This is a genomic window from Arthrobacter sp. SLBN-100, from assembly GCF_006715305.1.
In the GTDB taxonomy this organism is placed as follows: Bacteria; Actinomycetota; Actinomycetes; order Actinomycetales; family Micrococcaceae; genus Arthrobacter.
The window spans coordinates 1454426-1473625 of sequence record NZ_VFMY01000001.1 but is presented as its reverse complement, the minus strand read 5'-3'; the positions used below and the strand labels follow the sequence as shown (position 1 = coordinate 1473625).

Below are 19200 nucleotides of genomic sequence, written 5' to 3'. Positions count from 1 at the left end.
GAGCAATCATGTGGCATGGATGCAGGATTGGCCAGTGATATTACTCACTAATTTTCACCTATGCCGTTGCCGTGCGGCGGCCGGCCAACCCGCTGTCCGCCCTAAAATTTAGGCCTATTAACGCCACTGACGCTAGAATAGAGGAAGCAGCCCTATGCAAAGGGCCTGATCCGTCGTGCGTTCCAGTTGGAAATGTCGCGATACAACAGCTGACTTTCACCACTGAATCGAGCCATTACGCATGTCTGAAACCACCACCAACACCGCGGTAGCCACTGCATCGCGCAGTGACCTGCGCAACGTCGCGATTGTGGCCCACGTTGACCACGGCAAGACCACCCTGGTCGACGCCATGCTCAAGCAGACCAACTCCTTTGCCGAGCACAACCACCTCGAGGACCGCGTGATGGACTCGGGTGACCTTGAGCGCGAAAAGGGCATCACCATCCTGGCCAAGAACACCACGGTGGCCTACAACGGTCCGTCTTCCAACGGCGAGACCATCACCATTAATGTCATCGACACCCCGGGCCACGCCGACTTCGGCGGCGAGGTGGAGCGCGGTCTGTCCATGGTTGACGGCGTCGTACTGCTCGTCGACGCTTCCGAGGGCCCGCTGCCGCAGACCCGCTTTGTGCTCCGCAAGGCCCTTGCCGCGCACCTGCCGGTGATCCTCCTGGTCAACAAGACCGACCGTCCCGACGCCCGCATCGATGAAGTGGTGCACGAGTCCATGGACCTGCTCCTGGGCCTGGCCTCCGACCTCGCGGACGAAGTTCCGGACCTGGACCTGGACAAGGTCCTTGAGGTTCCGGTTGTTTACGCCGCAGCCAAGGTTGGCCGCGCCTCCCTGGAGCAGCCGGCCAACGGCGCCGCGCCGGACAACGAGGACCTTGAGCCACTGTTCAAGACCATCATCGAGCACATCCCGGCTCCTACGTACAACCCCGAGGGCGTCCTGCAGGCCCACGTCACCAACCTGGACGCCTCCCCGTTCCTGGGCCGCCTCGCCCTGCTCCGCATCTACAACGGCACCCTCCGTAAGGGCCAGACCGTTGCATGGGCACGCGCCAACGGTGAGCTGAAGAACGTCAAGATCACCGAACTGCTGGCCACGAAGGCCCTGGACCGCGTCCCGGCCGAATCCGCCGGCCCCGGTGAGATCGTCGCTGTCGCGGGTATTGAGGAAATCACCATCGGTGAGACCCTGACCGATGCCGAGAACCCGCAGCCGCTGCCGCTGATCACCGTGGACGATCCCGCGATCTCCATGACCATCGGTATCAACACCTCGCCGCTGGCCGGCAAGGTCAAGGGTGCCAAGGTCACCGCCCGCCAGGTGAAGGACCGCCTGGACAAGGAACTGATCGGTAACGTCTCCATCAAGGTGCTCCCCACCGAGCGTCCGGACGCCTGGGAAGTCCAGGGCCGTGGCGAGCTCGCCCTGGCCATCCTCGTGGAGCAGATGCGCCGCGAAGGCTTTGAGCTGACCGTGGGCAAGCCGCAGGTTGTCACCAAGACCATCGACGGCAAGATCCACGAGCCGATGGAGCACATGACCATCGACGTCCCCGAGGAATACCTTGGCGCCGTGACCCAGCTGATGGCAGCCCGCAAGGGCCGCATGACCAACATGGCCAACCACGGAACCGGCTGGTGCCGGATGGAATTCATCGTTCCCGCCCGTGGCCTGATCGGCTTCCGCACCAAGTTCCTCACCGACACCCGTGGTGCCGGCATCGCGGCCTCCATCTCCGAGGGCTACGAGCCGTGGGCCGGTCCCATCGAGTACCGCACCAATGGCTCCATGGTTGCTGACCGCGCCGGCGTGGTGACCCCGTTCGCCATGATCAACCTGCAGGAACGCGGTTCCTTCTTCGTCAAGCCCACCTCCGAGGTGTACGAGGGCATGATCGTTGGCGAGAACTCCCGCGCCGACGACATGGACGTCAACATCACGAAGGAAAAGAAGCTCACCAACATGCGTGCCGCTTCCTCGGACACCTTCGAGAACCTGACCCCGCCGCGCGACTTGACCCTTGAAGAGTCGCTTGAGTTCGCCCGCGAAGACGAGTGCGTCGAGGTAACCCCGGAATCCATCCGCATCCGCAAGGTCATCCTGGACACCAACGAGCGTGCAAAAGCCAACCGCGCCCGCGCCAAGGCCTAGCATCACCGTAGTTTGAGAGAATGCCACCGGCACCGCGCCGGTGGCATTCTTCGTTAACCGGCGCTTGCCGCGTAACCGCGCTGTGCAGTGAAACCCGGGTTCGCTGCGCAGAGACTGTCCCTGCGCAACGAAAAGTGCCTTCACAGCGCCCTGCCGTTTTCCACATAGCCGCTTCCGTTGGCTGCGCCGGACGTGGCAGGGCGGGCACCATGCAGTCATGCGAACTGTCACCCAAGCACTGGCCGCAATGGGCGGAGTTGCCAGCACCAACTCTCTGAGGCAGGCCGGTGTTTCCCGCCGGACCCTTGAAGCCGGTGTCCGTGACGGCACCGTGCGCAGGGTGGCGCGTGGCGTGTATGCACTGCCCGACGCCGACCCGCTGCTCATGCACGCCTGCCGCCATTACGCGGTGCCCGGCTGCGTCACGGCCGCCTTGGCAGCGGGGCTGTGGGTAGTCAGGGAGCCCGACAAACCGCATCTTGCCGCACAGCATGGGAGGCCAGTCAGTGGCTGCGTTGTGCATCGAAGCAATGTTCCGTTGACGCATCTGGACATGGTGTGCCAGTCACTCCGTTGCCTGCCGCCGCTCGAGGGCCTGACCATCGCGGAATCTGCAGTCAAGAACGGGCTGGTTCAACTTCCGGCCCTGCGGGAACTATTTCCAGCCGCACGGGAAAAGGCGTTACGTGGACTGGTGGCCAAAATCCGGCCCCAATCCGGATCCATTATCGAAACGATGGCCCGCTACCTGCTGGAGGAGGCCGGGCTGACCGTCGAGCTCCAGGTCAAGATTCCCGGAATGGGCCACCTGGATCTTCTGGTGGACGGCCTGCTGGGCATTGAGGCAGACGGCTATACCCACCACAGCAGCAGGGAGGCGTACCGGGAGGACCGGCGGCGGTGGAACGTTACGGTTATCCGGGGTGTTCCCGTACTTCGTGTGACCTTTGAGATGCTGCTCGGCGAGCCCCAGGAATTCGTGCGGATGGTGCATCAGGCACTTGCCATGTACCGGGCTGCGCCGTGAAGCCCGGGTTCGTTGCGCAGTGGCGGTCCCTGCGCACCGAGAGCTGCCTTAGGCGCGCGGGCCGCGCCGCTCGGGCGCCGGCGGAACCTCCTTGGCTGCCACAACCCGCTCAAGGGGAATCACGACGTCGGCCTGCCGCGTGCGGACGGTGCAGGCACCGGCGTCGCACGCTAGCAAGTGCCCCAGCGCATCAGTGAGGCCGCCCTCGATGCGGTACCGCACCACCACCCGCGTTCCGGGGGCGGCAGTGGAGAGGAACCCGGCGGGGGTGGGGGCAGGTAGACTCACCACTTCATACTATGTGGCTTCACAGAAGGTGCCCGGCTAGGTTCGCGGTAGCGGGCTGGGAGATAATAGGCTCAGATGTCAAGAGTCCGGCCATGGTTGCCGGGCGCAAGAACCGGCGCGACGCCGGAACCAACGTGGAGAGGCCAGGGACGTGACGTACGTAATCGCGCAGCCGTGTGTAGATGTCAAGGACAAGGCATGTATTGAAGAATGCCCGGTCGACTGCATCTATGAAGGTGAGCGTTCGCTGTACATCCATCCGGACGAATGCGTCGACTGCGGAGCCTGCGAGCCGGTATGCCCGGTGGAGGCCATCTACTACGAGGACGACACCCCGGACGAATGGGCCGACTACTACAAGGCCAACGTGGAATTCTTCGACGACCTCGGCTCACCCGGCGGCGCGGCCAAGATCGGCAACACCGGCAAGGACCACCCGATGATCGCTGCACTGCCCCCGCAGAACCAAGACCACTGACGCAGGCAGGAACGGTGACCGCAGCAGTGAATACGTTCGGCCTTGACCTGCCCGACTACCCGTGGGAGGCCATGGCGCCGTATGTCGCGAAGGCCTCGGAGCACCCCGGGGGAGCCGTCAACCTGTCCATTGGTACCCCTGTGGATCCCACGCCCGCCCTGATCCAGGACGCCCTGAAGGCCGCCGCTGACGCCCCCGGATACCCCACGGTCCACGGCACACCCGCGCTGCGTCAGGCCATCGCCACATGGTTCGAACGCCGCCGCGGCGTGGCTGGACTGGATCCGCGCAACATCATGCCAACGGTCGGCTCGAAGGAACTGGTGGCCTGGCTGCCGCTGCTGTTGGGACTGAAGCCAGGGGACGTCGTCGTACGCCCCAAGGTTGCCTACCCGACGTACGATATCGGCGCCACCCTCGCGGGGGTCACCTCGGTGGCAACTGACAACCTGGACGAGCTCGACGAGGCCACCCGCGCCCGTGTCCGGCTGATCTGGGTCAACTCCCCGGGGAATCCCACCGGCAGCGTCCGGGGTGTCGAATCCCTGAAGGCGCTCGTTGAGCAGGCCCGCGAGGTGGGTGCCGTGGTGGCGTCCGACGAATGCTATGCAGAGCTGGGTTGGGGCAACTGGGACGTCCAGCGCGGCGGCCAGGCTGTCCCGAGCATCCTGGACCCCCGGGTGGCCGGCGGATCGCACCACGGCCTGCTCGCTGTGTACTCATTGAGCAAGCAGTCCAACGTGGCAGGGTACCGTGCCGCGTTTGTGGCCGGCGATCCGGACCTGATGCCCAACCTCGTCAACAGCCGCAAGCACGCGGGCATGATCGTTCCCTACCCGGTGCAGGAAGCCATGCGGGTGGCGCTGGGCGACGACGCGCATGTGGAGGCCCAGAAGGACCTGTACCGGGGACGCCGGGAGCGCCTGGTTCCGGCCTTGCTGGACTTCGGTCTGGAAATCAAAGAGTCCGACGCCGGCCTGTACCTTTGGTCGACGGCGGGGGAGAGTACCTGGGACACCGTGGCGCGGCTCGCGGAGCGCGGCATCGTGGTGGGCCCCGGCGTCTTTTACGGCGAGGCCGGTAACGGCTACGTCCGGGTTGCCCTCACGGGAACCGACGAAAGGATCGACGCCGCCGTTGCGCGGCTGGCATCGGCGCCGTAATCACCAGAGCACCACGGCCGGCACGGCGCCGTAACATTCCTGTGACTCCCGCCACATCCGCTCCCTTTTAGGGCATTTTGGAAGGTCTCGGATTAGTGGCACCCGCCAAGGAGCGGGTACTTTTTAAGTGACTATCAATGGTGGCTTTCTACAAGAAGGCAGCCCGGGTGTTGGAACCTGTGTTCTCAGGCTTCGTGCGCGGCTCACCTGATGTTGGATCAAGCTTTCGACAGAGGCCCAGACGCCTCATGAAGGGGACTCCATGACTGAGACCAACAATGCTGCGACCCTGCTCCATGCAGGAGGCGAGCTCAAGCTGCCGCGCATCCAGGTTGTTGAAGGAAACGAAGGCTACGACGTTTCCAAACTGCTGAAGCAGACGGGCGCAGTCACCTTTGACCCCGGCTTCATGAACACAGCAGCCACAACTTCGGCTATCACCTACATCGACGGCGATGCTGGCATCCTGCGCTACCGCGGGTATCCCATCGAACAGCTGGCACAGCACTCCAGCTTCCTTGAGGTGTCCTACCTGCTGATCTACGGCAACCTGCCCTCCCCCACCGAGCTGGACGAATTCGACCAGAAGATCCGCCGGCACACCCTGCTGCACGAGGAGCTCAAGGGCTTCTTCGGCGGCTTCCCGCGGGACGCGCACCCCATGCCCGTCCTGTCCTCGGCCGTCTCGGCACTGTCCACGTTCTACCAGGACTCGCTGGACCCGTTCAACGCCGAGCAGGTGGAAGTTTCCACTATCCGCCTCATGGCCAAGCTCCCGGTCATCGCCGCCTACGCCCACAAGAAGTCCATCGGCCAGCCCATGCTGTACCCGGACAACTCCCACAACCTCGTGGAGAACTTCCTGCGGCTCAGCTTCGGGCTTCCGGCTGAGCAGTACGAGGTTGACCCGGTCGTGGCGAAGGCGCTGGACCTGCTCCTGATCCTGCATGCGGACCACGAGCAGAACTGCTCCACGTCCACCGTGCGCCTGGTGGGCTCCTCCAACGCGAACCTGTTCGCGTCCGTCTCGGCAGGCATCAACGCCCTCTTCGGCCCGGCCCACGGCGGTGCCAACGAGGCCGTGCTGAAGATGCTCCGCCAGATCCAGGCCGACGGCACGAAGCCCGAGGACTACATGGAGAAGGTCAAGAACAAGGAAGACGGCGTCCGTCTCATGGGCTTCGGGCACCGCGTCTACAAGAACTACGATCCGCGCGCCAAGATCGTCAAGGCCACCGCGCACGAGATCCTCACCAAGCTCGGCGGCAACGACGAACTGCTGGACATCGCCATGCGCCTGGAGGAGAAGGCGCTCAACGATGATTACTTCATCCAGCGCAAGCTCTACCCGAACGTCGACTTCTACACCGGCCTCATCTACAAGGCCATGGGCTTCCCCGAGAAGATGTTCACCGTGCTCTTCGCCATCGGCCGCCTCCCCGGCTGGATTGCCCAGTGGCGTGAGATGATCAGCGACCCGAACACCAAGATCGGCCGCCCCCGCCAGCTCTACATCGGCGAACCCGAGCGGGACTACCCGGCCCGCTAATCCCCACCGGCTCCCAAACCTCGCAAGCTCGGTTCGGGTCCCTCGCCGGCGTGGCCCCAGGCTCGGGCTGAACAACGACGACGGCCGCTCACCTCAAGGAGGTGGGCGGCCGTTTCGTTTCCCGGAGATTGAGGCCGACTCTGTCCCGGTGATTGAGCGGGTCGAAATCGGTTTCGACGGGCTCAACCACCGGAGGACGGGCTCAACCACCGGAAGGCGGGCCTAAACCACGGAATGAGTCAGGAGCTGTAACCGTTGGGGTTGTTCTTCTGCCAGCGCCAGTGGTCTTCGCACATCTGGTCCACTGTCTTCGTGGTGGACCAGCTGAGGTCGGCGAGGGCTGAGGTGGCATCGGCCCAGAAGGCGGGCAGGTCGCCGGCGCGGCGGCCGGTGATTTCGTAGGGGATGGGTTTACCGACGGCCTTCTCAAAGGAGCGCAGGACTTCCAGGACCGAGGAGCCGGTGCCGGAGCCGAGGTTCCAGCGGAACACCCCGGTGCGGTCGGCGATGTGGTCCAGCGCGGCCACGTGGCCTTCGGCGAGGTCGGTGACGTGGATGTAGTCGCGCAGGCAGGTCCCGTCCGGGGTGTCGTAGTCGCCGCCGAAGACCATGAGCTTTTCCCGCCGGCCGACGGCGACCTGGGCGATGAAGGGGACGAGGTTGTTCGGGATCCCTTGGGGGTCTTCGCCGATCCGGCCCGAGGGGTGGGCGCCGACCGGATTGAAGTAGCGCAGCAGGGCGATGTGCCAGCGGGTGTCAGCGGCGCCGAGGTCGGAGAGGATGTCCTCGATCTGTTCCTTGGTGCGGCCGTAGGGATTGTTGGCCCCGATCTCCATCTTTTCCACGTAGGGGATGGGGTTGTGTTCGCCGTAGACGGTGGCGGAGGAGCTGAAGACGATGGAGCGGACGTTGTGCCGGTCCATGACGCGGATCAGGTTCAGGGTGCCGACGAGGTTGTTGTAGTAGTACATCAGCGGCTCGCGCACGGATTCGCCCACGGCCTTCAGGCCGGCGAAGTGGATCACGGCGTCGACGTCGTTTTCGGCGAAGACCTTGTCCACGGCGGCCTCGTCCACGAGGTCCACGTGGTGGAACTGTGCTGTTTTGCCGGTGAGTTCGGCCACCCGGCGGAGGGACTCCTCGCTGGAGTTGACCAGGTTGTCGATGACCAGCACGTCATGGCCGGCTTCCTGCAGGGACAAAACAGTGTGGGAACCGATGTACCCGGTACCCCCTGTAACCAGAATTTTCATGCTCCCAACGCTATCCCAACCGGTGCCGGTCCCGCCGATAAGCCCCGGATCCCGGGCAGGATGACGGGCCTTTACGGGCAGAACCGCGGACAGGCCTGCAATTGAGCACAGCTGTGCTAGATAAGAGGAGTGCCTAAATTCGTTCACGCCGGAGCCCGGCGCCGGGAAGTCGTGGAAGCAGTCTGGCGGATTATCGCCGTAGATGGATTGGAAAGGGCGTCCCTTCGGGAAGTGGCAGACGAGGCCGGGCTCGCCGTCGGCTCCGTCAGGCATTATTTCGCGGGCAGCGATGAACTGCTGGCTTTCTCCTTTGCAACGGCGATTGACAGCATCGTGGCCAGGCTGGAGAGCGCCCTGCCTGGAATGCAGGCCCATCCGCCCGCAAGTCCGGATGGACGCGACGCCGTTTTAACACTGCTGGGTGAACTGTTGCCGCTGGACGAACAGCGGGCTGTGGAGGCCTGCGTGTGGATGGCCTTCCGCAATGCCGCCAGGATCAGGCCCTTCCTTGTGGCGGAGGCGGACCGCAGCCACCGTGAGGTGGCAGCCGTTATCGGCCGGGTGATCACAGCGCTGGTACCCGCCGATGTTTCCGAGGAGGCGTTGGTGGTGGAGGCGGAGAGGCTTCTCGCCACCCTGGACGGCCTGTGCATGCATGCCCTGCTTCAGCCCGGCTGGATGACGGCCCGGATGTGCACCGATGTCCTTGAGCGGCACCTGGACGGGTTGGCGGTGAATTTCGTTACCGTCGGCAATGCGGGGGAATAGACTGGTAGCCGGGGGCGCAACACCGGATCACCAGACCCGGTAGGTGCGCGCCAGGGAAGGACCTCGGATGCAGCAAAAGACCGGTTCCGGGTGGCAGATCACCACCGACACGTCCGGACCGATGATGATCGCCCTGTATATGCGCGATGCCGCCGGACTCGACGGCGCGGGCCACCCCGCCCTTTCGCATGCAGCCCCCAAGGTCCATCCTGCCGACCATTCCCACCTCACTGCCGATGTGGGCGGTTTGAGCGTACTCAAGACCGAGTGGGAGGCGTGGTGGGAACAGCTGCTGAAGGCATACCCGCAGACGTCACCGGAACTTTCCCCGCCCGACTTTGAGGCATTCGGTAATTCGCCAGCCCTGCAGCGGGTACTCCAGGCGCACTTCGGCTCGGCTCTCACCTGGGCGCGGGAACGCAGGAGTGAGTACGCCGAGCTCGAAGCTGAACGGGCCGCCACCGGTGCGGACCAGCTGTTGGAGGACATGGTGGATGACCGGCTGATGGAGGTTGGACGCAACGCACGCGACTTCAAGCTGACCATCATCGAACTGCCGTTGAAAGAGCAGCGGGCCTGGTACTTGGAGCCGGACAAGATCATTATGAGCCGTCAGTTGATGAGCCAGCCGGAGCTGTTTCGCAGCTACGTCCAGCCCGTGGTGGAAATCCTCGTCTAGAAGAGAATGAGCAAGGAAAGACGCTAGGGGTGCCTCAGGCCCCTGTGCCTGCCGGTGACACCGTAATCCGTACCTGGCCATCCGGGGCGGCCGATTCCTGCCAGCCGTCCCGCTCGGTGCGGTTCCAGCTCCGCCCGGCGACCTCCACCTGCGTGACATCGAGGGTCTTGGCGTTGGCTACGGCCCATTGCGCCACCGACCAAGCCTGGCTGCCGCCGGCTTCCACCACCAGCGTCTGGTTGTCCACGGCCGAACCCGAGAGTCCGTAGGCCTGGGCAAGCTTGCCGGAAACGGCGGTGGGATCGCCGGCGGCACCTGCCGAGCGGAGGGTGCACTGAATGGCTTCGGGCGTCTGGCCGGACAGCCCGGAGGCAAAAAAGCGTCCCATCTGCTCGTGCTGGGCATAAGCGGCGGGAAACGCCGATCGTTGCACCCGCTGCGCCGCCGCCGTGATCTCAAGCGACTCGTAACCTGGGATCTTCACCAGTGCATCGTAAAAAGCGTTGGTGGCGTAAAAGGGGTCCATGATCTGCTCTGCCGTTCCCCAGCCCTGGGAAGGACGCTGCTGGAACAGCCCCCGCGAATCCGGGCCGGCCTGGTCGCCGTGCTCAATGTTGCGGAGCTTGGACTCCTGCATGGCGGTAGCCAAGGCTATGGTCGCGGCCCGGGGCGGGAGCCCGCGCTGGACCGCCACGGCAGTGATCAGGGAAGCGTAGACAGCCTGGTCGGGAGCCAGTTCGGCCGTCTCACCATTCACGACGGCGGTGCACCGTTCCGAAACAAGGGTCTCGGAACGTTGCACAAAAAACACCGCCGCATAGACGCCGCCGGCCACCAGGGCCAGCGTTAGCAGCAGCACCAGCAGACGGCGAAGGCCGCGTCTTCGTGCCATCGAAGGATCAGTTGGCGTGCAGGGCGTCATTCAGCTCCACGGTCTGGCCGGCGCGGGGGAGTACCTCCACGGCGCCCGTAGTGGAGTTGCGGCGGAACAGCAGGTTGGGGACACCGGAGAGTTCGGCGGCCTTGACGATCCTGGTGGTGTCCTCGCCCACCTCGTCCTTGGGACCGGGTATGCGCACGCGGGTGCCCGCCGTCACGTAGAGGCCGGCTTCGACAACGGAATCGTCGCCGATGCTGATGCCCACACCGGAGTTGGCGCCAAGCAGGACCCGCTCGCCGATGGTGATCTTTTCCTTGCCGCCGCCGGACAGGGTGCCCATAATCGAGGCGCCGCCGCCGACGTCGCTGCCGTCACCGGTCACCACGCCGGCGGAAATCCGGCCCTCAACCATGGAGGTGCCCAGGGTTCCGGCATTGAAGTTGACGAAGCCTTCGTGCATCACAGTGGTGCCTTCGGCGAGGTGCGCTCCCAGGCGGACGCGGTCGGCGTCGGCAATCCTGACGCCGGTGGGCACGACGTAGTCCACCATGCGGGGAAACTTGTCGATGCCGTAAACGGTAACGGCGCCACGGCGCCGCAGCCGGGCGCGGGTCAGTTCGAAGCCTTCCACGGCGGCAGGGCCGAAGTTGGTCCAGACGACGTTGGGCAGCTTGCCGAAGATGCCGTCGAGGTTGATGGTGTTCGGCCGGACCAGGCGGTGCGAGAGCAGGTGCAGGCGCAGGTAGGCGTCAGCGGTGTCGGCCGGGGCCTCATCGAGGTTGATCTGCACAAAGACCACCTTCTGTTCGGTGCCGCGGTCCTCGTCCGTGCCGGCTTCTGCGATGCGGGTGAGTGCCTCGTCCGCGTTCCCCACGGCGTGCAGGTTATCGGCAGCGACGCCCAGCACGGGTGCCGGGAACCAGACATCCAGGACGGTAGCATCGCCGCTGGCAGTGGCGATGGTGGCCACGCCAAAGCCGTAGGCGGAACGTTCTTCAGTGGAGGCAGTCTGGGTTTCGGGCACAGCGGAGGAAGCAGTCTCAGTCATTGCCCCAGTCTATCGACGGGCGGGGACCTGCTCCGAACTAGACTGGCTTCGTGACTGCCGAAACCGCCCCGGAACCTTCCACCCTTCCACTTGACCTCCGCCAGGATGTTGCGCTCCTGACCGCCGCGATCATGGACATCGACAGTGTGTCCGGCAATGAAACGGAACTGGCCGACGCCGTCGAGGCGGGCCTGCGCACCATCCCGGAACTGCGTATCGTGCGGGACGGGGATGCCATCATCGCCCGGACCGAGCTGGGCAATCCGGAACGCGTCATCCTGGCAGGACACCTGGACACCGTTCCGTTGCCCCTTGCTGAGGGGTCCCGGGGCACGGTGCCGTCCAGCTGGGAATCCGGTGTCCCCGGGGAGGGCGTCCTGTACGGCCGCGGCGCCACGGACATGAAGGGCGGCGTGGCCGTCCAGCTCGCGTTGGCTGCCACAATGTTCGACGGCGGTACCGCGCCGAAGCGGGACGTCACCTTTGTTTTTTACGACCACGAGGAAGTGGAAGCCGTGAAGAGCGGCCTGGGCCGGCTGGTCCGCAACCACGGTGATCTGCTGGGCGGGGATTTCGCCATCCTGCTCGAACCCACTGACGGCACTGTGGAAGGCGGGTGCAACGGGACCAGCAGGTTCGAAGCGACAACCGTGGGGGAGGCCGCCCACTCCGCCCGGGCCTGGATGGGCAGCAACGCCATCCACGCGGCGGCGCCGATCCTGGCCCGGCTGGCTGCTTATGAGCCGCTGACGGTCAATGTGGACGGCCTGGATTATCGCGAGAGCCTGAACGCGGTAAGAATCAACGGCGGCACTGCCGGCAATGTCATTCCGGACCGGTGCGTGGTGGAAATCAACTACCGGTTTGCCCCGGACAAGACCCCGGACCAGGCCGAAGCCGTGGTGCGGGAGCTCCTTGAGGGTTTTGACGTCGTCCGCACTGATGCCGCGGCCGGGGCACGGCCCGGGCTCCAGCACCCTGCCGCCGCTTCCTTTCTTGCCGCCGTGGGAGCCGAGCCGAAGCCCAAATACGGCTGGACCGACGTCGCGCGCTTCAGCGAGCTGGGGATCCCTGCGGTGAACTTCGGGCCGGGGGATGCCTTGCTGGCGCATAAAGACAACGAACACGTTCATGCCGACGCCATCCGCAAATGCCTGCAGGCGCTGCAGGCCTGGCTGGGAGGCTGATGGTGCAGGCATGTCCTTAAGAGGCATGGCCCCTCAAGCGGCATTTGGTCCTCTATAGTTGTCAAGCTGGCAAGCGAGCAGGCTTGACGGGTTGAGAGTTCTGTAGGTCCGTCGTGCGAGATCGTGCTTCACGCATCGACGGATTTCTTTTTTGTTCGTCCTTCCGAAGTGCCGCAGAACGTTGCAGTTGTGAACGCATGCCCCTGACCACGGTCCGCAGGATGTTCAAGAAGCGTTCGCAGGGCTATTCTCGGCAGATGAACGAACACTTGGTTTCGGCCGAGGCCGAGGGATACACATTTACGTTCGGCATTAGCCGAACGACGCTTCGGATAGCTGGGCTATGTGCAGCCGTTGCCGGGGCACTCCTTGCTGTCTTGATAAACGCCACGGAGCCGTTTCGCATCCCGTTGGGAATTGCCCTTGGAGTCCTCGCGATCACCCTGCTAATCACCTACGCCGTCACCAGCTCATCACGGGCGCATGAGCTGAATCCGGCGCCGGCTGAACCCACTAGAGAGCGCCGAGTGATCTTCAGCAAGATGGCGGGCAAGAAGTCCCTGGCGGCGGAACTTGCCCTCCTTGCAGAACTCCATAGAAGTGGCGCGCTTTCCGACGAGGAATTTAGCGCCGCCAAACGCCACATCCTTGGCGGCAGATAACCCAGGAGTGCGCGCTCCCGACTGAGGAGTTGCTGGTAGAGCGTTTCCTCAGTGGGACCGGCTTGCAGCCATGGCTTTTCGACGTCCGGGACAACAACCCGCGCCAAGCAAGCTCGAATCAGGGCTGCGGTATCAGGAAGTGCGCGACGACTGTCAGGACCAGGATTACAGGCACGGAGAAGACGACAATTCGGGACATACCGCCCAGCCAGCCGTTTGCCCGGGACCGCCGAAGCAGTACCCCGGCGATGACAGTTGCAAGCAGTGCGACGAGGATGCCTGCGCTGATGAACGATGCACGAACAGGCAACAAATGCGGAGGGCACATTGCCGGAAAACTGGCCGCGCATCCCCAACCAGGCAGGGCGGGCTGCGCTATCCAAAGAACGAGCAAGGCCAGAAGGATGATGCGAGCCGCAACTGCGGGAGAGCGCATGGCGCCGCGTGTCTGGATGGTCATTTTGCCAGACTTTCGATCAGCACTCCCGTTGCACGACGTCAAGAGAAAGGGCAACGAGGTGCAACCCTGAAGCCCTCGCGGGTTAAGCAGAGAAGACGAGCACCAGCGTCACCCTTTTCTCAAGAGGAAAGTGAATGGTCCTCAGATTGAAAGCAGAGGTTTCGCCTGAACCCCTGCCTTTGTGATCCGCGTAGGGGGACAATCACCAAATGGGACGTTCGAGAGCGATCCGGGGGTTAACTGCTGCATGCCTCCTTATCTTCTCCGTCACCGGCTGCGGAAATGCCGGCGAAAGTGGGCAGAGAGAAGATCGGCACGAGCCACCGCTGCAATCTGCAGGGCCTTCCCCCGACGCTAGTGAGGCCGCAAGCATAGCCGACGGAAGCGACTGTCGGGAGACAGCCCAGCTCCCAACCGATTCCCCAGAACCAGTTGCCACTTCCGCTGATTCTGCGACGGCATCAAGCTGCGGCACAAGATCCGTCCCGCTCACCGAAGAACAGATGCGGAACGCCACTCCTGTGCCGATGCCCCTTCAATCGCGCGCCCTCCGAGAAGAGAGGGGTCAACAGATTCTCAGGTCACTACGCCCAAAGAGGGAGAGCAGCGCGAATGGACACCTGAACGAATGCGAAGTGCCTCTCCAGAACCGGTCGAAAATATACCCTTCAACAATTGTCATCCTTGGCCAGCGAGCGGGTTTGACGCGTTGAATGTTCTGTAGAACCGTCGTGCGAGACAGCGCTTCACGCACCGGCGGATTTCCTTTTTTTGTTCGTCCTTCGGATTGGCGCTTCTCGGCGTATTTGATTGTTTCCGGGTCGAAGGCCATTCTGCTCATCGCTACCATGTGCAGGGCTTTGTTCAGGCTTCTGTCACCTCCCGGTTGAGCCTGTGTCTGGCCGTGTTGCCCGATAATGCCGGTATCGGGTTGACGCCCGCCAGTGAGGCAAAGCTGCCTCCGGAACGTAGAGGACCATCGTGAGACCATGCCGTAAGACACCTATGACATATGGATATGAATGCGCGACGACCGGCATGGTGTTTGGCATCTTCCTCTTTTACGGATGTGGTCAGGCCGCGTTCGGCCGGAACCAGTCCGGGAAGAGGTCACCTCGGAACAGCACTGATGAGCCATGTCCACATGGGCGGACAACCTTCTAATCAAGTTACCGGGTGGGCCGGGCAGGACCCCGCCGCCCGCTCCTCGCCAGACAGGTCAAACGGAAGGCACCGGGGCCAGCTCATTAATGAGTCACGACAGGGCGCGGAACGGCCAGGACCTACCCTGCCAGCTAGTCCCAAACCAGCCATGGCAATCCTCACAGCCCTTTAACCTGGATGGCCCGGACCTGCTGGTCCGGGCCATCATGCTGAGGAACGGTCAGGGAACCGGGGCCTCGGCCTTTTCGGGTTCGGCCTTGGCCACACCACCGGCTGCCTTCTTGGACCCTCGGCGCTCGATCCACACCGCGATGCGTGACACAAGGATGTTGATGGCGATGTAGATCGCCGCGGCCACAAAGAAGATGGGGAACAGGAACTGGGTGCCCAGGAAGTCCGCCATCACCTGCACGGCGCGCAGGAGTTCGCCGTACGCCACGATGTAGCCCAGCGAGGTGTCCTTGAGGAGCACCACCATCTGTGCCACGAGTGAGGGCATCATGCGCCGGATTGCCTGGGGCAGTTCGATCAGCATCCGGGACTTGAAGCTGGTCAGGCCAATGGCCAGGCCCGCTTCGCGCTGCCCCTTAGGCAGCGACTGGATGCCGGCGCGGATAATCTCGGCGAACACTGCCGAGTTGTACAGCACCAGGCCGGTCACGACGGCGACGAACGACGAGGTGCCAAAGCCCAGCAGGACGAACAGCATCATCAGGACCACGGGCATGCCGCGGAGGAACTCCAGCACCACCCGCGTGGGAACCCGGATGAACGCGGCATCAGAGATACGAAGGAGGCAGAGCGCCAGTCCCAGCGGGAAAGCGATGACCGCTGCCAGGGCTGCGGCGCTGAGGGTCGCGCCCAGGCCGTTGCCGAGGAGTGCCCACACGTCGCCGCGGGTGAAGATCTGCCACCGGCGGCCCTCGAAAATGCCCTGCTGGGCGAGGGTCATGACGATCCAGGCGAGCAGGCCCAGGATCAGCAGTGAACCGACCACTGAACCGATCAGGGAGATCCGGCGGGCCTTGGGGCCGGGAACGTCGTAGAGTACCGAGCTCATCGGGCAATCGCCACCTTTCGTTCCACCGTGCTGGCCAGGATGCCCAGCGGAACGGTGAGGAGCAGATAGAAGAAAGCAACGCCGAGCAGGACCGGGATGACGGCGTCACCGTTGGCGTTGGCCAGCTGCCGGCCGTAGCCGAACAGTTCGAGGACAAAGAACGCGCCGGCCACGGAGGAGTTCTTCACCAGGGCGATCAGGATGTTGATCAGCGGCGGGATCACCGTCCGCAGGGCCTGCGGGAGGATGATGAGGTTCAGGACCTGCCCGAAGTTCATGCCGATACTGCGGGCGGCTTCAGCCTGGCCCACGGGAACGCTGTTGACACCTGAGCGGACAGCTTCGGCGATGAACGCTGCGGTGTAGCTACTGAGGGCAATGATGGCGGCGATTTCGAACTGCTCGAATTTCACTCCGAGCCGGGGGAGCACAACTGCTGCGAAGAAAAAGGCGATGGTCAGCGGGGTGTTCCGGAGAACTTCCACGTAGACGGTGCTGAATCCGCGCAGTGCTGCCACCGGGGAAACCCTCGCTGCCGCAAGCAGGGTTCCGAGCACCAGCGCGATCACCCCGGAAACGACGGAAAGGAAAAGTGTGCGGAGAAAACCGTTCCAGTAAAGAGGCAGGTTTTCAAGAATGACGTCCATTGGATCCTTTGGCTGTGGGCGTGGACGGGGGTGAAGACCGTGGTTGCCGGGGCCTCAGTGCGGCCCCGGCAACCACTGGCGTTACTTAGTAACGGTCGATCTTGGGCAGCTCAGGGGCAGTCTTGATGACTGCACCTGCGGTTGCTTCCCAGGCCTTCTCGTAGGAGCCGTCCTTCTCGAATGCCTCCAGCTGGTCGTTGATCCAGTTGCGGAACTCGGTGTCGTCCTTCTTCAGGCCGATGCCGTAGGGCTCCTTGGTGAAGGTCTCGTCCGAGGCGAGCTTGAAGGCGTCCGGTTCCTTGTCCACGAAGCCGGCGAGGATCACGTTGTCCGTGGTGATGGCTTCAACCTGCTTGTTGCGCAGCGGCTCAAGGCAGGCGGAGTAGGTCTGGGCCGGGGCCAGTTCGGCTCCGTACTTCTCCACGATCGTGGCCGCAGGGGTTGAACCCGTGACCGAGCAGACCTTCTTGCCCTTAACGTCTTCGGGCTTCTTGATGGTGTCGTTGTCCTTAAGGACCATCAGCGCCTGGCCGGCCTCGTAGTAGGGTCCGGCGAAGCTGACCACCTGCTTGCGCTTGTCATTGATGGTGTAGGTGGCGATGACCAGGTCAACCTTGCCCTGCTCAATGAACGGTTCCCGGTTGGCGGAAACCGTTTCGGACCACTCGATCTTGTCTGCGGGGATGCCCAGCTTGGCGGCGACCAGCTTCCCGATTTCAACGTCGAACCCGACAGGCTTGCCGTCCAGGCCCACCTGGCCGAAGAGCGGCTGGTCATACTTGGTGCCGATCTTGATGGTGCCGGCGGAGGCGAGCTTTTCCATGGTGGTGCCCGCCGCGAACGTGGGCTTCTCAACCGGGCTGGGGTTGCTGGACGATCCGGCGTCGCCACCGCCGCAGGCGCTCAGGGACAAGGCCAGGGCAGCGGTAGCCGCCACGAAGAATGACTTCCGCCGGGTCAAAAATGCCTTCATGACATTCCTTTCATTGGTGGCCGCGGATCACGGCCTGGGTGCGAACTCAGAGTGTTTGTTCGGAGGTGCTTCAGTGGGTGAGGAGCTTGGAGAGGAAATCCTTGGCACGGTCGCTCTTGGGATTGGTAAAGAACTCCTCAGGAGTGGCGTCCTCAACGATCTGGCCGTCGGCCATAAAGACCACGCGGTCTGCGGCCTTGCGGGCGAAGCCCATCTCGTGGGTGACCACGATCATGGTCATGCCCTCTTTGGCGAGCTGGACCATAACGTCCAGGACCTCGTTGATCATTTCGGGGTCCAGCGCCGAGGTGGGTTCGTCGAACAGCATGACCTTGGGCTTCATGGCAAGGGCACGGGCAATGGCAACGCGCTGCTGCTGGCCGCCGGACAACTGTGCCGGCAGCTTCGGGGCCTGGTGTCCGACGCCCACGCGTTCGAGCAGCGCCATGGCGTCCTTGTCCGCTGTTGCCTTCGAAACATTCTTGACCTTGATGGGGCCGAGGGTGACGTTTTCGAGAATGGTTTTGTGTGCGAAGAGATTGAACGACTGGAAGACCATTCCGACGTCGGCACGGAGCTGCGCGAGTTCCTTGCCTTCCTCGGGAAGAACCTTTCCGTCGATGCTGATAGTGCCGCCTTCAATGGTTTCAAGACGGTTGATGGCGCGGCACAGGGTGGACTTACCGGAGCCCGAAGGCCCGATGACCACAACAACCTCGCCCTTGCGGACCTGCAGATTGATGTCCTTCAAAACGTGCAGCTGGCCGTAGTGCTTATTTACGGCGTTCAGGGAGACGAGGGTATCGCCGGGCACATGAGTAGTCATAGGAAGAATCTAGCGAACAACGGCAGGTTATGACGGGAATCACCGCAGGTTCCTGAGGATCGTGATTCAAGAGATACCTCGCGCCGGCGGGTTAGCCTAGGGGAATGAGTATCAGTGCAGATCCGGCCAAAAACATCCAGCCGCGCCGTAAGGGACCCCTTGAGCTTCGCCGCAAACAGGCGGCGGTGGAGATGTCCGATCAGCATCTGCTTGATACCAAAGGGCCCGGCCAGTTTGTGCATACTGATCCGTGGCGGGTCATGAGGATTCAAAGCGAGTTCGTGGAGGGCTTCGGGGCGCTTGCGGACCTGGGGCCCGCCGTGAGCGTCTTCGGTTCTGCCCGGACAAAGCCCGGCAGCCCCTATTACGAGATGGGCGTCGAGGTGGGCCGGAAGCTGGCCGAGGCCGGTGTCGCTGTCATTACCGGGGGCGGACCGGGTTCCATGGAAGCAGCCAACCGCGGCACGGTTGAAGGTAACGGGGTGTCCGTGGGACTGGGCATCGAACTGCCGTTTGAGCAGGGCCTGAACCAGTGGGTGGACCTGGGCATCAACTTCCGGTACTTCTTCGCGCGCAAGACCATGTTCGTTAAGTACGCCCAGGGATTCATCGTCCTGCCGGGCGGCCTGGGCACACTGGACGAACTCTTTGAAGCCATGGTCCTGGTGCAGACCCGCAAGGTGACCTCCTTCCCGATTGTCCTGCTTGGCGTGGACTTCTGGGGTCCGATGATCGAATGGATCAAGGGAACCTTGGTGGCTGAGGGCATGGTGTCGGCGAAGGACCTGGACCTGATCCAGGTGGTGGATAACCCCTCGGAAGCGGTGGACCGCGTGCTCCACGAAGCCATCACCCCTTCCCTGAATGGCGAACAGCGCCCGGAGTAGCCACGGCCGGCAGGTCTGGCACGATGGGGTG

Annotated in this window: 19 protein-coding genes and 1 pseudogene; 10 read left to right on the top strand and 10 right to left on the bottom strand. The window is 63.4% G+C overall.

What is annotated here, in order from left to right; translation table 11 throughout:
- Positions 1 to 241 precede the first annotated feature (241 nt).
- Both typA and FBY31_RS06810 read left to right on the top strand, forming a co-directional pair.
- A complete protein-coding gene (gene typA, locus FBY31_RS06815) occupies positions 242 to 2170 on the top strand; it encodes a translational GTPase TypA (RefSeq protein ID WP_091415324.1) in 1929 nt (642 codons plus the stop codon).
- A 217-nt stretch (positions 2171 to 2387) separates the two neighbouring features.
- Complete coding sequence (locus FBY31_RS06810) at positions 2388 to 3197, top strand: type IV toxin-antitoxin system AbiEi family antitoxin domain-containing protein (protein WP_142038482.1); 810 nt, start codon at positions 2388 to 2390, stop codon at positions 3195 to 3197.
- Positions 3198 to 3245: 48 nt separating this feature from the next.
- Here FBY31_RS06810 and FBY31_RS06805 read toward each other — a convergent pair whose 3' ends face one another.
- A complete protein-coding gene (locus FBY31_RS06805) occupies positions 3246 to 3485 on the bottom strand; it encodes a putative acetyltransferase (protein WP_142038479.1) in 240 nt (79 codons plus the stop codon).
- 151 nt (positions 3486 to 3636) lie between these two features.
- Between FBY31_RS06805 and fdxA the strand changes: the two genes are divergently transcribed.
- The 3 genes from fdxA to FBY31_RS06790 all read left to right on the top strand — a co-directional run bounded on the left by fdxA (position 3637) and on the right by FBY31_RS06790 (position 6675).
- On the top strand, positions 3637 to 3963 hold the full coding sequence (gene fdxA, locus FBY31_RS06800; RefSeq protein WP_009356972.1) for a ferredoxin: 327 nt from the start codon (positions 3637 to 3639) through the stop codon (positions 3961 to 3963).
- 14 nt (positions 3964 to 3977) lie between these two features.
- On the top strand, positions 3978 to 5126 hold the full coding sequence (gene dapC, locus FBY31_RS06795) for a succinyldiaminopimelate transaminase (RefSeq protein ID WP_142038478.1): 1149 nt from the start codon (positions 3978 to 3980) through the stop codon (positions 5124 to 5126).
- A gap of 262 nt (positions 5127 to 5388) precedes the next feature.
- The gene (locus tag FBY31_RS06790) at positions 5389 to 6675 is read left to right on the top strand and encodes a citrate synthase (RefSeq protein ID WP_142038475.1); all 1287 of its coding nucleotides are present in this window, start codon (positions 5389 to 5391) and stop codon (positions 6673 to 6675) included.
- Between the two features lie 239 nt (positions 6676 to 6914).
- Here FBY31_RS06790 and galE read toward each other — a convergent pair whose 3' ends face one another.
- Positions 6915 to 7928 carry a UDP-glucose 4-epimerase GalE gene (gene galE, locus FBY31_RS06785; RefSeq protein WP_142038472.1) on the bottom strand — a complete coding sequence of 338 codons (1014 nt, stop codon included), beginning with the start codon at positions 7926 to 7928 and terminating at the stop codon, positions 6915 to 6917.
- Positions 7929 to 8057: 129 nt separating this feature from the next.
- Here galE and FBY31_RS06780 point away from each other — a divergent pair, with 129 nt between their 5' ends.
- On the top strand, positions 8058 to 8696 hold the full coding sequence (locus FBY31_RS06780; RefSeq protein WP_142038470.1) for a TetR/AcrR family transcriptional regulator: 639 nt from the start codon (positions 8058 to 8060) through the stop codon (positions 8694 to 8696).
- A 67-nt stretch (positions 8697 to 8763) separates the two neighbouring features.
- Positions 8764 to 9375: a hypothetical protein gene (locus tag FBY31_RS06775; protein WP_142038467.1), complete on the top strand. Its 612-nt coding sequence runs from the start codon at positions 8764 to 8766 to the stop codon at positions 9373 to 9375.
- A 34-nt stretch (positions 9376 to 9409) separates the two neighbouring features.
- Here the strand turns inward: FBY31_RS06775 and FBY31_RS06770 are convergent, their stop codons facing one another.
- Both FBY31_RS06770 and dapD read right to left on the bottom strand, forming a co-directional pair.
- Entirely contained in the window at positions 9410 to 10267 is an 858-nt protein-coding gene (locus FBY31_RS06770) for a hypothetical protein (RefSeq protein ID WP_142038464.1), read from the bottom strand.
- 7 nt (positions 10268 to 10274) lie between these two features.
- A complete protein-coding gene (gene dapD, locus FBY31_RS06765; protein WP_142038461.1) occupies positions 10275 to 11303 on the bottom strand; it encodes a 2,3,4,5-tetrahydropyridine-2,6-dicarboxylate N-succinyltransferase in 1029 nt (342 codons plus the stop codon).
- Positions 11304 to 11353: 50 nt separating this feature from the next.
- On the opposite strand from dapD, the gene dapE reads away from it, so the two are divergent.
- Together dapE and FBY31_RS06755 are read left to right on the top strand one after the other, a co-directional pair.
- On the top strand, positions 11354 to 12490 hold the full coding sequence (dapE, locus tag FBY31_RS06760) for a succinyl-diaminopimelate desuccinylase (protein WP_142038459.1): 1137 nt from the start codon (positions 11354 to 11356) through the stop codon (positions 12488 to 12490).
- A 221-nt stretch (positions 12491 to 12711) separates the two neighbouring features.
- Positions 12712 to 13152, top strand: a complete 441-nt coding sequence (locus FBY31_RS06755) for an SHOCT domain-containing protein (protein ID WP_235012952.1) — start codon at positions 12712 to 12714, stop codon at positions 13150 to 13152.
- A 118-nt stretch (positions 13153 to 13270) separates the two neighbouring features.
- Here FBY31_RS06755 and FBY31_RS06750 read toward each other — a convergent pair whose 3' ends face one another.
- The 6 genes and pseudogenes from FBY31_RS06750 to FBY31_RS06730 form a co-directional block, all read right to left on the bottom strand.
- On the bottom strand, positions 13271 to 13612 hold the full coding sequence (locus FBY31_RS06750) for a hypothetical protein (RefSeq protein ID WP_142038454.1): 342 nt from the start codon (positions 13610 to 13612) through the stop codon (positions 13271 to 13273).
- Between the two features lie 678 nt (positions 13613 to 14290).
- Positions 14291 to 14614: pseudogene (locus tag FBY31_RS23285) on the bottom strand (transposase); the annotation flags it as partial.
- A gap of 382 nt (positions 14615 to 14996) precedes the next feature.
- Positions 14997 to 15836 (bottom strand): amino acid ABC transporter permease, encoded by an 840-nt coding sequence (locus tag FBY31_RS06745; RefSeq protein ID WP_142038451.1) that lies wholly within the window; start codon positions 15834 to 15836, stop codon positions 14997 to 14999.
- The gene (locus FBY31_RS06740; RefSeq protein ID WP_142038449.1) at positions 15833 to 16483 is read right to left on the bottom strand and encodes an amino acid ABC transporter permease; all 651 of its coding nucleotides are present in this window, start codon (positions 16481 to 16483) and stop codon (positions 15833 to 15835) included. Before FBY31_RS06740 ends, FBY31_RS06745 begins: the two co-directional genes overlap by 4 nt.
- 85 nt (positions 16484 to 16568) lie before the next feature.
- Positions 16569 to 17456, bottom strand: coding sequence for a glutamate ABC transporter substrate-binding protein (locus FBY31_RS06735; RefSeq protein ID WP_142038447.1), 888 nt, complete (start codon positions 17454 to 17456; stop codon positions 16569 to 16571).
- Positions 17457 to 17526: 70 nt separating this feature from the next.
- Positions 17527 to 18282, bottom strand: a complete 756-nt coding sequence (locus FBY31_RS06730; protein WP_142038445.1) for an amino acid ABC transporter ATP-binding protein — start codon at positions 18280 to 18282, stop codon at positions 17527 to 17529.
- 104 nt (positions 18283 to 18386) lie between these two features.
- Here FBY31_RS06730 and FBY31_RS06725 point away from each other — a divergent pair, with 104 nt between their 5' ends.
- Positions 18387 to 19169, top strand: coding sequence for a TIGR00730 family Rossman fold protein (locus tag FBY31_RS06725; RefSeq protein ID WP_142038442.1), 783 nt, complete (start codon positions 18387 to 18389; stop codon positions 19167 to 19169).
- Positions 19170 to 19200: the final 31 nt, after the last annotated feature.

Bases quoted from the DNA above. Each gene is read 5' to 3' on its own strand.
- typA (WP_091415324.1), top strand. From the start codon at position 242: ATGTCTGAAACCACCACCAACACCGCGGTAGCCACTGCATCGCGCAGT.
- FBY31_RS06775 (WP_142038467.1), top strand. From the start codon at position 8,764: ATGCAGCAAAAGACCGGTTCCGGGTGGCAGATCACCACCGACACGTCC.
- FBY31_RS06730 (WP_142038445.1), bottom strand. From the start codon at position 18,282: ATGACTACTCATGTGCCCGGCGATACCCTCGTCTCCCTGAACGCCGTA.
- FBY31_RS06725 (WP_142038442.1), top strand. From the start codon at position 18,387: ATGAGTATCAGTGCAGATCCGGCCAAAAACATCCAGCCGCGCCGTAAG.
- FBY31_RS06770 (WP_142038464.1), bottom strand. From the start codon at position 10,267: ATGGCACGAAGACGCGGCCTTCGCCGTCTGCTGGTGCTGCTGCTAACG.
- galE (WP_142038472.1), bottom strand. From the start codon at position 7,928: ATGAAAATTCTGGTTACAGGGGGTACCGGGTACATCGGTTCCCACACT.
- FBY31_RS06745 (WP_142038451.1), bottom strand. From the start codon at position 15,836: ATGAGCTCGGTACTCTACGACGTTCCCGGCCCCAAGGCCCGCCGGATC.
- FBY31_RS06740 (WP_142038449.1), bottom strand. From the start codon at position 16,483: ATGGACGTCATTCTTGAAAACCTGCCTCTTTACTGGAACGGTTTTCTC.
- dapD (WP_142038461.1), bottom strand. From the start codon at position 11,303: ATGACTGAGACTGCTTCCTCCGCTGTGCCCGAAACCCAGACTGCCTCC.
- FBY31_RS06735 (WP_142038447.1), bottom strand. From the start codon at position 17,456: ATGAAGGCATTTTTGACCCGGCGGAAGTCATTCTTCGTGGCGGCTACC.
- FBY31_RS06810 (WP_142038482.1), top strand. From the start codon at position 2,388: ATGCGAACTGTCACCCAAGCACTGGCCGCAATGGGCGGAGTTGCCAGC.
- FBY31_RS06790 (WP_142038475.1), top strand. From the start codon at position 5,389: ATGACTGAGACCAACAATGCTGCGACCCTGCTCCATGCAGGAGGCGAG.
- FBY31_RS06750 (WP_142038454.1), bottom strand. From the start codon at position 13,612: ATGACCATCCAGACACGCGGCGCCATGCGCTCTCCCGCAGTTGCGGCT.
- FBY31_RS06755 (WP_235012952.1), top strand. From the start codon at position 12,712: ATGTTCAAGAAGCGTTCGCAGGGCTATTCTCGGCAGATGAACGAACAC.